Source organism: Geobacillus proteiniphilus, from assembly GCF_001908025.1.
GTDB lineage: Bacteria > Bacillota > Bacilli > Bacillales > Anoxybacillaceae > Geobacillus > Geobacillus proteiniphilus.
In genome coordinates this window covers 1-11,803 of record NZ_MQMG01000076.1, presented here as the reverse complement: position 1 = coordinate 11,803, position 11,803 = coordinate 1, and the positions used below count along the sequence as shown (strand labels likewise).

Sequence of the window (11,803 nt, the reverse complement as noted above, 5' to 3'; positions counted from 1 at the left end):
TTAGGCGGGTAAGATCCCTCGAAGATGACGAGGTCGATAGGTCCGAGGTGGAAGCGTGGCGACACGTGGAGCTGACGGATACTAATCGATCGAGGGCTTGACCTAGCAAGAAAAGCGCAGGCGAGCGGGTCGCCGCGACGGGCAAATGTTCTTCGCCTGCAGGGATGTTCACATCCCGAAGGCGAAGGTTATTTGGCCCCGAGCGGCGGCGAGCCGGAGCTGGACAATGCGAAAAGCGCAGGCGAGCGGCTTCTTCCGACGGTTATCTAGTTTTGAAGGAATGAACATCCTGTTGACAAATCCAACAGGATGGATATAATAATTACTGTCCAAGATGATAACCATTGCCTAGTGGCTATGGCGGAGGGGAAACACCCGTTCCCATCCCGAACACGGAAGTTAAGCCCTCCAGCGCCGATGGTAGTTGGGGCCAGCGCCCCTGCAAGAGTAGGTCGCTGCTAGGCAATGTTTCATTATTCTGCAATAGTTCAGCGACGAGCTTCACATCTTCGAATTCGCTACGAGTTGCCTCGACGCATCTCGCTCCCTTGAATTAGCTGGCAGAGGAAGAGGCAACGAGCACATTGGGAAGATGTGCATGACATATAGTTATTCATCATTCCGCAATAGCTCAGCGGTAGAGCAACCGGCTGTTAACCGGTAGGTCGTAGGTTCGAATCCTACTTGCGGAGCCATTTTTACGCTTCCATAGCTCAGTAGGTAGAGCACTTCCATGGTAAGGAAGAGGTCACCGGTTCGAGCCCGGTTGGAAGCTCCATTTATTTTCCGGCCCGTTGGTCAAGTGGTTAAGACACCGCCCTTTCACGGCGGTAACACGGGTTCGAATCCCGTACGGGTCACTCCATTTCGGCCAGTCGTCCTTTCAAGGATGATTGGCCGAAATGAAAAGTGTATACTTCCCTGATTGCTGAGATATAATAGCAATTGAATACAGCGTTTCTTTCTCATCGCGTTGGGCTATAGCCAAGCGGTAAGGCAACGGACTTTGACTCCGTGATGCGCTGGTTCGAATCCAGCTAGCCCAGCCATTATTTTTTTGTACATAAAAATGGTCATGAGCCATTAGCTCAGTAACGAGCGCTACATCTTCGAGTTTGCTTCGAGTTGCCTCGACGCACTTGGCATCTTTGAATCGGCTGGGAGAGGAAGAGGCAGGTAGAGCTAGGTAGTACCTAGAGTGTATACCCAACCATGAGCCATTAGCTCAGTAGGTAGAGCAACGAGCAAAGCATCTTCGGATTTGCTTCGAGTTGTCCCGACGCATCCTGCATCTTCGAATATGCTAGCAGAGGAAGGGACATCGTTCACTGTGAGTGTATACTCAACCATGAGCCATTAGCTCAGTAACGAGCGCTGCATCTTCGAGTTTGCTTCGAGTTGCCTCGACGCACTAGGCATCTGTGAAACAGCTGGGAGAGGAAGAGGCAGGTAGAGTGAAACGAAGCTGTAGAGTGTTATCCTAACCATGAGCCATTAGCTCAGTAGGTAGAGCAACGAGCAAAGCATCTTCGGATTTGCTTCGAGTTGTCCCGACGCATCTTGCTTCCTTGAATATGCTTGTAGAGGAAGGGACATCGTTCACTGTGAGTGTATACTTGACTATGAGCCATTAGCTCAGTAACGAGCGCTGCATCTTCGAGTTTGCTTCGAGTTGCCTCGACGCACTTGGCATCTTTGAATCGGCTGGGAGAGGAAGAGGCAGGTAGAGTGAAACGAAGCTGTAGAGTGTTATCCTAACCATGAGCCATTAGCTCAGTAGGTAGAGCATCTGACTTTTAATCAGAGGGTCGGAGGTTCGAGTCCTCCATGGCTCACCATAGCGCGGAAGTAGTTCAGTGGTAGAACACCACCTTGCCAAGGTGGGGGTCGCGGGTTCGAGTCCCGTCTTCCGCTTGGGGCGGGGCCTTAGCTCAGCTGGGAGAGCGCCTGCTTTGCACGCAGGAGGTCATCGGTTCGATCCCGATAGGCTCCATCAAGAGCAGACTGCTTGACAACCAAAAGCAGCCTGCTCTTTTTTGTTATATCGGTATAAATATTCAAAATTTTGTCAAGTTGAGTCATCCCCTTTCTTTCCTCTACAATAAAGACGTAACAGGAACCGGAAAGGAGTGGGAGACAGCATGAAGCCAATTTCAATTATCGGGGTTCCGATGGATTTAGGGCAGACACGCCGCGGCGTTGATATGGGGCCGAGCGCAATGCGTTATGCAGGCGTCATCGAACGTCTGGAACGTCTTCATTACGATATTGAAGATTTGGGAGATATTCCGATTGGGAAAGCAGAGCGGTTGCACGAGCAAGGAGATTCACGGTTGCGCAATTTGAAAGCGGTCGCGGAGGCGAATGAGAAACTCGCGGCGGCGGTTGACCAAGTCGTTCAGCGGGGGCGCTTCCCACTTGTGCTGGGCGGCGACCATAGCATCGCCATTGGCACGCTCGCCGGGGTGGCGAAACATTATGAGCGGCTTGGAGTGATCTGGTATGACGCGCACGGCGACGTCAACACCGAGGAAACGTCGCCGTCTGGAAACATTCATGGCATGCCGCTGGCGGCGAGCCTCGGGTTTGGCCATCCGGCGCTGACGCAAATCGGCGGATACAGCCCCAAAATCAAGCCGGAACATGTCGTGTTGATCGGCGTCCGTTCCCTTGATGAAGGGGAGAAGAAGTTTATTCGCGAAAAAGGAATCAAAATTTACACGATGCATGAGGTTGATCGGCTCGGAATGACAAGGGTGATGGAAGAAACGATCGCCTATTTAAAAGAACGAACGGATGGCGTTCATTTGTCGCTTGACTTGGATGGCCTTGACCCAAGCGACGCACCGGGAGTCGGAACGCCTGTCATTGGAGGATTGACATACCGCGAAAGCCATTTGGCGATGGAGATGCTGGCCGAAGCACAAATCATCACTTCAGCGGAATTTGTCGAAGTGAACCCGATCTTGGATGAGCGGAACAAAACAGCATCAGTTGCTGTAGCGCTGATGGGGTCGTTGTTTGGTGAAAAACTCATTTAATGCATGTGGGCAAAGAGGGTTGGTTGCGGGATTCACGGATATGATGATGATTTGTTCCCGCTGTTTGTGAAAGAGGGGCTGCCATTTGTTTGGCGTCCCCTCTTTTTCAGTTGTATGATACAATAAATATGTTGCATGAAACTTTTCTTGATCGAGCGCCGTAATATACGGTAAGCCGTGAGGCGGGGGTATTGTATTTTATGGATCTATTTATTAAAAAGAGAATTAAGGCGATCCAAAAAGGGGATCAAAACGCATACGCGGATCTTGTCGATTTGTATAAGGACAAGATTTACCGTCTTTGCTATCGAATGTTGGGCAATCGGCATGAGGCGGAAGATGCGGCGCAGGAGGCGTTTATCCGCGCCTACATCCATATTGATACGTACAATCCTGAAATGAAGTTTTCCACTTGGTTGTACCGAATCGCAACGAATTTGACGATCGATAAATTGCGGAAACGGAAGCCGGACGTGTATTTAGATGAAGAGGTCGGAGGCACGGACGGGTTGACGATGCAGGCTCAGCTTCCTTCCCGCGAAGCATCCCCGGAGGAGGCAGTGGAAAGCCTGGAGCTGCAAGAGACGGTGCAGCGGGCGATTGAGCGGTTGCCAGAAAAATATCGAAGCGTGATCGTGTTGAAATATATGGAAGATTTGTCGTTGCAAGAAATCAGCGAGATTTTAGGGTTGCCGGTCGGCACGGTGAAAACGCGGCTGCATCGCGGCCGCGAAGCGTTGCGCAGGCAATTGGGTCATTTATAAGAGGGTGGGAGACTATGGAATGTCCGAAAGAAATCGTGTTACTCATGCACAGCTATTTTGATGGGGATCTTCAGCCAGAAGGAGAGCAGCGGCTGAAGGAACATTTGCGTTCGTGCGCTGCGTGCGCTGCCCATTTTCACGAGCTGAAAAAGACGGTTGCTTTCCTCCAATATGCCGCCCACGTTGCGGCGCCGCCGTCGTTTGCGGCCAAGGTCATGGAGGCGATGCCGAAAGAGAGAAAGACCGCGCGGCTGCGCCGTTTTATGCATCGTCACCCGCTGCTTACGGCTGCCTCGTTGTTTTTAGCGCTCACTTTAAGCAGCTTAGCTTCTTCATGGGGGGAAAGAGGCGCGTTTTCCGTCTCAGCTGATGAACATGTCATCATCCGCGATCATACTGTCATCGTGCCGAAAGGAGAAACGGTCAAAGGGGATATTGTCGTCCGCAATGGCTCGATTCGGATTGAAGGAACGGTTGATGGGGACGTGACTGTGATTCATGGAAAGAAATATATGGCGTCCGCCGGGCAAGTGACAGGGGAAGTGGAGGAAATTAATCAAGTGTTCGAATGGATTTGGTATAATATTAAAGAAAAGTTCAATCGTGCGCTCCAATCGATTGAATGATGGCAGCCATCGTTCGATGGCTTTTTCCGTGACCATCAGCAGATTGGAATTAGAGATAAAGGAAGTGTGAAGATGTCCTTCGAAGAGCTCCCCATCGTGTCATATTTATTAAAAGTGGTTGATATCCTTGTCGTTTGGTATGTGATTTACAAGTTGATCATGATGATTCGCGGGACGAAGGCCATTCAGCTGTTAAAAGGCATTTTTTTAATTATTTTGGTTCGTTTCGTGAGCAATTACCTCGGATTGACGACGCTGCAATGGCTGATGGATCAGGCGATCATTTGGGGATTTCTCGCGATCATCATCATTTTTCAACCAGAATTGCGGCGCGCCCTTGAGCAGATCGGCCGCGGGCGGCTGTTCACCCGCAACACGGTCAATGAAGATGAAGAGCGGATGCGAATGGTGGAAGCCATTGTAAAAGCGACCGAGTATATGGCGAAGCGACGCATCGGCGCGCTGATTTCCATTGAGCGGGAAACCGGAATGAACGATTATGTCGAAACCGGCATTATGTTAAACGCTCATGTATCGCCGGAACTGCTCATTAATATTTTCATTCCGAACACGCCGCTTCATGATGGGGCGGTCATTATTCAAAAAAACCAAATCGCTGCGGCGGCCTGTTATTTACCATTATCGGAAAGTCCGTTTATTTCGAAAGAGCTCGGAACACGCCATCGGGCGGCGCTCGGCATCAGCGAAGTGACTGACAGCGTCACCGTCGTCGTGTCGGAAGAGACGGGAGCAGTATCGTTGACGAAAAACGGCGAGCTGTACCGCGATTTAACGATCGATGAGTTTCGGGAGCTGTTGACCGGCGAACTTGCTCCAGCGACGAAGGCGCCCGCTTCTTCCCGTTGGCAATGGAGGGGGAAGAAACATGGATAAGTTGATGGACCATCCTTGGTTTATTCGCGTTGTCTCCTTATTGCTGGCGATTATGCTGTATATGTCGGCCAATGTCGGGGCGAAAACCGGTGAGACGCGCAACACGTTTGGCCAGGAAGATACGGAAACGTTGATCGATATTCCGGTGGTCGCTTACTATGATGAAGACAACTTGGTCGTATCTGGCGTCCCGAAATACGTGAACGTCACGCTCCAAGGCCCGGCAAGCATCGTCAAACCGACGGCTTTGCAGCGAAATTTCGAGGTGTACGTCGATTTAACCGATTTGCCGTTAGGAACATACACGGTGCCGATCAAATACAGGGACATCTCCGACAAGTTGAAAGTGACGATTCAGCCTTCCTCGGCCAAAGTGACGATTCGTGAAAAAGTGTCGAAACGGTTTCCTGTCGGTGTTGAATTTTTCAATCGAAACAAAATGCCGGATGGCTATTCCGTTGGAGAACCGACTGTGAAACCAGTTGCTGTGACGATTACTGGAGCGAAGGAACTAATCGACGAGATTGCGTTTGTCAAAGCCATCGTCGACTTAGATGGGGCGACGGAAACGCTGACGAGAGAAGCGCGCGTTCGGGTGTACGATCGACGGGGAAATGAGTTGGATATTGAGCCAGAGCCATCGTCGGTGGAAGTAACCGTGCCGGTGAAAAGCCCGAGCAAGACGGTGTCGGTTCAAGTGCGAACAACTGGGGAGCTGCCGGATGGGGTGCATCTGGTCAGCATCACGCCGGAGCCGGATCGGGTGACGATTTATGGGCCGAAGGATGTGCTGAACCGTATTGACAAGCTGGAAGGGTTGACCGTTGATTTGGACGATATTACGGATGATTCGACGATAGAGCTCAACGTTCCGCTCCCTGATGGGGCAAAAAGCGTCAATCCAGATAAAATCAAGGTGCATATTGATGTGGAAAAAGACGTCACGCAAACGTGGAAAGACGTGCCGATCGCCGTCGTCGGCTTGCCGGATTCATACAAAGCTGAATTTGTCAAACCGCTTGAAGGCAAAATTACGGTCCGCCTTGTCGGTCCGCCCGATGTCGTCCGTGGATTGACGAAAGATGATGTCCGCTTGTATGTCGATGTTAGCGGCCTCGGCATTGGCGAACATCAAGTTCCCATTCAATGGAACCACCCTGAACAAGTCCAATGGCAGCCGTCGGCGGAAACGGCGATGGTCCATATTAGCGACAAAGCAACTGCACAATAAACTGCATAGTAAGGAGAGAGTGAACGAATGGGCAAATATTTTGGCACTGATGGTGTACGAGGAGTCGCAAATCGTGAATTGACGCCAGAGTTGGCGTTTCAAATCGGCCGCTGCGGCGGATACGTGCTGACCAAAAGCGCTGAGCGCCCGAAAGTATTGATCGGGCGCGACACTCGCATTTCCGGCCATATGCTTGAAGGCGCCCTTGTCGCCGGGCTTTTGTCGATCGGGGCTGAAGTGATGCGCCTTGGCGTCATTTCCACGCCAGGTGTCGCCTATTTGACGAAGGCGCTTGGAGCGCAGGCCGGCATCATGATTTCTGCTTCTCACAACCCGGTGCAAGATAACGGCATTAAATTTTTCGGTCCGGACGGGTTCAAGCTGTCGGATGAGCAGGAAGCGGAAATTGAGGCGCTGATCGACAGCGCGGAGGATATGCTGCCGCGGCCGATCGGGGCTGGGCTTGGGCAAGTAAACGACTATTTTGAAGGCGGACAAAAGTACTTGCAGTATTTAAAACAAACGATCGATGAAGAAGATTTTTCCGGGATGAAAATCGCCCTCGACTGCGCGCACGGGGCGACGTCATCGCTTGCGACGTACTTATTTGCCGATTTGGATGCGGATGTCGTGACAATGGGGGCTTCGCCCAATGGGCTCAACATTAACGAAGGAGTCGGTTCCACCCATCCGGAAGCGTTGGCGGCGTTTGTCAAAGAAAAAGGAGCCGATGTCGGGCTCGCCTTTGACGGCGATGGCGACCGCCTCATCGCCGTGGATGAACGCGGCAACATTGTTGACGGCGATCAAATTATGTACATTTGCGCCAAATATTTAAAAGAAACCGGCCGCTTGAAACAGCAAACCGTCGTCTCGACTGTCATGAGCAACCTTGGGTTTTACAAGGCGCTTGAGGCGCAGGGAATCAAAAGTGTACAAACGGCCGTTGGCGACCGCTATGTCGTCGAGGAAATGAAGAAGAACGGCTATAATCTCGGCGGCGAGCAGTCCGGACATATCATCTTCCTTGACTACAACACGACGGGGGACGGAATGTTGACGGCGCTCCAGCTTGTCAACATCATGAAAATCAAAGGCAAGCCGCTTTCCGAATTGGCGGGGGAAATGAAAAAATACCCGCAGCTGCTTGTGAACGTCCGGGTAAAAGATAAAGAAAAAGCGATGGAAAATGAGCAAGTCAAGAAAGTGATCGCGGAAGTGGAAGCAGAGATGAACGGCAATGGCCGCGTTCTTGTCCGCCCATCGGGGACTGAGCCTCTTGTGCGCATTATGGCGGAGGCCCAAACCGAGGAAGCGTGCCGCGCCTACGTTGAGCGGATCGCGGATGTCGTCCGCCGTGAAATGGGAGTGGAATAACCGACCGCTTGGACAACCACCCTATGCATAGACGGAACGTTCGCTTCCGTTTATGCATAGGTTATTTTATATAAAGGGATGGATAGATGATAGTTGACGCCGCTGGGAATGTCCTGTAATATTAACGTTGTTGCCTTTTTCTTGAAAGGAGGCGATGGAAGGGCGAAGAGCGGAACATGGTGAAGTGATGGCTTGCCGCAACCGTAGGCATGGCCAACAAAGCAAAAAGGTGGTTGGTTGTTGCATCGGTTTTGACGAGACAAAAGCGCCTGGACTAAGCGTTGGACGGAAGAACGCTTAGTTGACGAGGAGGAGGTTTATCGAGGTTTTCGGCGGATGCCTCCCGGCTGGAGCGATGACAGCCGCAAGTCCTCTCTTAAAACAAAGGGGTGACCCTTTGCACAAAGGGGAGGATGTCATCGCGCGAAACGAAGAAGGGAGTCTGCCGCCCGTGGATCGGCGAGACCCCGAACATGTTCTTTGACAACTGAACAGGAAAGACGGTTCTCGTTAGCGGCAGCCTCCAAGATGAAAAGGAGGAACATTTGCCATGTGCGGCATTGTTGGCTATATCGGTTATCAAGATGTGAAGGAAATTTTATTGCGCGGATTGGAAAAACTCGAGTATCGCGGCTACGATTCGGCGGGGATCGCCGTATTGAACGAAAGCGGCGTGCATGTGTTTAAGGAAAAAGGACGGATCGCTGATTTGCGCCGCATCGTCGACCCGAACGTCAACGCGACGGTCGGCATTGGCCATACACGCTGGGCGACACACGGGGCGCCAAGCCGAGTGAACGCCCACCCGCATCAAAGCGCCTCAGGCCGTTTTACGCTTGTGCATAACGGTGTCATTGAAAACTATGAAATGGTCAAGCGCGATTATTTAGCCGATGTTGCGTTTCAAAGCGACACGGACACGGAAGTCATCGTCCAGCTCGTGGAAAAATTCGTCCGTGACGGGCTGACAACGGAAGAAGCGTTCCGAAAAACGCTCTCGCTGTTAAAAGGATCGTACGCCATCGCCATGATCGATGCACAAGACGAAAACACCATCTATGCGGCCAAAAACAAAAGCCCGCTTCTTGTCGGATTGGGTGATGGATTTAACGTCGTGGCGAGCGATGCGATGGCGATGCTCCAAGTGACGAATCAATTCGTCGAACTGATGGATGGGGAACTCGTCATCGTCACGAGCGAGAACGTCACGATTCAAACGCTAAACGGTGAAACAGTCAAACGGAAGCCATTTACGGCTGAGCTCGATGCGAGCGACATTGAAAAAGGGACGTATCCGCATTACATGCTGAAAGAAATTGATGAGCAGCCGTTCGTCATCCGCCGCATCATTCAAAAATACCAAGATGACAACGGTGAATTGGCCATTGACAAAGCGATCATCAATGAGGTGCTGAACGCCGACCGCCTGTACATTGTCGCGTGCGGAACGAGCTACCACGCAGGTCTTGTCGGCAAGCAATTGATCGAGTCGTGGGCGAAAATTCCAGTCGAAGTGCATATTGCCAGCGAATTTTCGTACAACATGCCGCTGTTGTCGGAAAAGCCGCTCTTCATCTTTATCTCGCAAAGCGGCGAAACGGCCGACAGCCGCGCCGTGCTCGTGCAAACGAACAAACTCGGCTATAAAGCGATCACGATCACGAACGTCCCAGGTTCGACGCTGTCGCGGGAAGCCGATTATACTCTCCTGTTGCACGCCGGCCCGGAAATCGCCGTTGCCTCGACAAAGGCATATACGGCGCAAATTGCTGTGCTTGCGATTTTGGCCGCCGCGGCGGCGAAAGCGAAAGGCTTTGAGCTGGACTTTGACTTGACGAAAGAGCTCGCCATCGTCGCCAATGTGATGGAAATGCTGTGTGATGCGAAAGAAGAAATGGAGAAAATCGCAAGCGACTACTTGACGTTGACGCGCAACTGCTTCTTTATCGGCCGTGCCGTTGACTACTATGTCTGCCTAGAAGGCGCGCTGAAACTGAAGGAGATCTCTTACATCCAAGCGGAAGGGTTCGCCGGCGGCGAGCTGAAACACGGCACGATCGCCTTGATTGAGGACGGCACGCCGGTCATCGCCCTCGCCACCCAAGAGCACGTCAACTTAAGCATTCGCGGCAACGTAAAAGAAGTCGTCGCCCGCGGCGCGAACCCGTGCGTCATCTCGATGCGCGGCCTGGAAGGCGACGGCGACCGCTTCATCATCCCGGCTGTCCATCCGGATCTTACGCCGCTTGTGTCCGTCGTGCCGTTGCAGCTGATCGCATACTATGCCGCCTTGCACCGCGGCTGCGACGTCGACAAACCGCGCAACTTGGCGAAGAGCGTGACGGTGGAGTGAGCGGTTCGTTGGTTGTTGAATGACTTGTTGAATGACAAAAAAGTCGGGTACTTGACAAAAAAGTCGGGAACCGGACAAAAAAGTTGGGTACCGAACAAAAAAGTCGGGAACTGAAAGCCTGTTGGTGAATCCAGCAGGCTTTGGTTTTTCCTATTACTGTTATTTGACAAAAAAGTCTTGTCCTGTAAAACTCGATCCGATTTTTACTAACGGGTTCGGATTTGAATTACAAAATAATAAATAACTATTTAAAAAGAGGTGCAATTCGCACCTCTCTTATACATATATTAACAAGCAAATTAACTTTTTAAATAAATGTATTTATAAACAATTTCTTTTTTACTAATTCGCTTTTATCACATTTTGCAATTTTTCCATCACTCGTGATAAAGATGAGATTGAATTTATTGTCTCGAATCCTTCAATATCTAAAGAATGATTTGCATTTTGAATAATCTCTAAATTTAAATTTGTCTTTCTCAATTGTTCAAGTTTATTTGAATCGTAATGCGGGTCTTTATCTCCAATAACAAGAAGTCCTTGATGCTTACTGTTCTGTATAGATTCGAAAATTAAATCAAATTTTAATAATGGGGTAAGTAATATCATTTTCGACTCTAAATAAGACTCTCTTTTCATTATTTCATTAGCAATAGGAATTGTGCCGAGTGATTTACCTAAGAAAATTGTTTCGGTATATTGTCCATTTTTAAGTACGTCCAAAATAACAGGATTTACATCATTCATAATCGTTTGTGTTATATTTTCAAGAGGCTGTTTAAATAAATCTTCATTATATGAATAATGAATATGGACGACATCAATTTTATTTTGAAGCATCGTCATTGTTGCATAATAAAATAGTGGTTTATCATATGTGTATCCTGCACCAGAAAACATAAAACAAATAATTTTAGAACCTGTTTCAATATGTGTATAACTAATTTTTTTATCTTTTGTTTGTAAAGACTTTTTATTAACTTTCACTGATTTCCCCTCCCGATTATTTTTATTATTTTAACACCATTTACCATTTTTGTTTTTAATACTCATTTACTGTCTTATTGGACTAACACATCAGTTAGTTAGAAATTATGACTTTAATACTTTAATTGTAATAGCTAATGCACCCACTGTTTTTCTTGTTCTGGTGAATATATCTTATATGTTGCTTCTAACATTTCCTCCATTGTCCATCCTTCACAGCCAAAGTCTTTAAACGGAATATCTTCATACAGTTCTTTGAATGTATCGTAATTTCTTAATTCCAATACTTCAATTTTTAACACTTCGTTTTCTTCAGGCACTTTAATAAATTCAATTGTATCTCCAATTTTAATCTTTCTTCTTTTCTCATCGTTTAATCGCACCTCAACGGTATTCTCACCTGTTTTAATTAATCGAAAGGGTTCTTCATATAATCCCATTTTGTGTAGCATTATTACTTCACCCCAATAGAAAATTCGATACTTTCACTTATACTTTCTTCTTAAACTATTCTGCCTCTTTGGTTAAAT

9 protein-coding genes, 7 tRNA genes and 2 rRNA genes are annotated in these 11,803 nt (G+C 49.2%); 16 read left to right on the top strand and 2 right to left on the bottom strand.

Annotated elements, in window-relative coordinates; all coding sequences use genetic code 11:
- The 16 genes from BRO54_RS17580 to glmS all read left to right on the top strand — a co-directional run.
- Positions 1–105 (top strand): 23S ribosomal RNA (locus BRO54_RS17580); the annotation flags it as partial.
- Positions 106–347: 242 nt separating this feature from the next.
- Positions 348–464: ribosomal RNA gene (rrf, locus tag BRO54_RS17575) — 5S ribosomal RNA — on the top strand.
- Between the two features lie 156 nt (positions 465–620).
- A tRNA-Asn gene (locus BRO54_RS17570) sits at positions 621–695 on the top strand.
- Between the two features lie 7 nt (positions 696–702).
- Positions 703–778 (top strand) — tRNA-Thr (locus BRO54_RS17565).
- A 10-nt stretch (positions 779–788) separates the two neighbouring features.
- Positions 789–860, top strand: a tRNA-Glu gene (locus BRO54_RS17560).
- A 114-nt stretch (positions 861–974) separates the two neighbouring features.
- A tRNA-Gln gene (locus BRO54_RS17555) sits at positions 975–1,049 on the top strand.
- Between the two features lie 713 nt (positions 1,050–1,762).
- Positions 1,763–1,838: transfer RNA gene (locus BRO54_RS17550), tRNA-Lys, on the top strand.
- A 4-nt stretch (positions 1,839–1,842) separates the two neighbouring features.
- Positions 1,843–1,914 (top strand) — tRNA-Gly (locus BRO54_RS17545).
- Positions 1,915–1,920: 6 nt separating this feature from the next.
- Positions 1,921–1,993: transfer RNA gene (locus BRO54_RS17540), tRNA-Ala, on the top strand.
- 148 nt (positions 1,994–2,141) lie between these two features.
- Positions 2,142–3,041: an arginase gene (gene rocF / locus BRO54_RS17535; protein ID WP_013143994.1), complete on the top strand. Its 900-nt coding sequence runs from the start codon at positions 2,142–2,144 to the stop codon at positions 3,039–3,041.
- A 200-nt stretch (positions 3,042–3,241) separates the two neighbouring features.
- Entirely contained in the window at positions 3,242–3,805 is a 564-nt protein-coding gene (gene sigW / locus BRO54_RS17530) for an RNA polymerase sigma factor SigW (protein ID WP_074044761.1), read from the top strand.
- Between the two features lie 14 nt (positions 3,806–3,819).
- Positions 3,820–4,431, top strand: a complete 612-nt coding sequence (gene rsiW / locus BRO54_RS17525) for an anti-sigma-W factor RsiW (RefSeq protein WP_074044760.1) — start codon at positions 3,820–3,822, stop codon at positions 4,429–4,431.
- Positions 4,432–4,503: 72 nt separating this feature from the next.
- Entirely contained in the window at positions 4,504–5,325 is an 822-nt protein-coding gene (gene cdaA / locus BRO54_RS17520; RefSeq protein ID WP_074044759.1) for a diadenylate cyclase CdaA, read from the top strand.
- Positions 5,318–6,556: a CdaR family protein gene (locus BRO54_RS17515; RefSeq protein WP_074044758.1), complete on the top strand. Its 1,239-nt coding sequence runs from the start codon at positions 5,318–5,320 to the stop codon at positions 6,554–6,556. The genes cdaA and BRO54_RS17515 overlap by 8 nt, the downstream gene beginning before the upstream one ends.
- A 27-nt stretch (positions 6,557–6,583) precedes the next feature.
- Positions 6,584–7,933, top strand: a complete 1,350-nt coding sequence (glmM, locus tag BRO54_RS17510; protein WP_023634438.1) for a phosphoglucosamine mutase — start codon at positions 6,584–6,586, stop codon at positions 7,931–7,933.
- A gap of 550 nt (positions 7,934–8,483) precedes the next feature.
- Positions 8,484–10,286: a glutamine--fructose-6-phosphate transaminase (isomerizing) gene (gene glmS, locus BRO54_RS17505; RefSeq protein ID WP_011229667.1), complete on the top strand. Its 1,803-nt coding sequence runs from the start codon at positions 8,484–8,486 to the stop codon at positions 10,284–10,286.
- 342 nt (positions 10,287–10,628) lie between these two features.
- On the opposite strand, the gene BRO54_RS17500 is transcribed toward glmS, so the two are convergent.
- A complete protein-coding gene (locus tag BRO54_RS17500; protein ID WP_074044757.1) occupies positions 10,629–11,273 on the bottom strand; it encodes an alpha/beta family hydrolase in 645 nt (214 codons plus the stop codon).
- A 134-nt stretch (positions 11,274–11,407) separates the two neighbouring features.
- Positions 11,408–11,725: an ASCH domain-containing protein gene (locus tag BRO54_RS17495; RefSeq protein WP_047758569.1), complete on the bottom strand. Its 318-nt coding sequence runs from the start codon at positions 11,723–11,725 to the stop codon at positions 11,408–11,410.
- Positions 11,726–11,803: the final 78 nt, after the last annotated feature.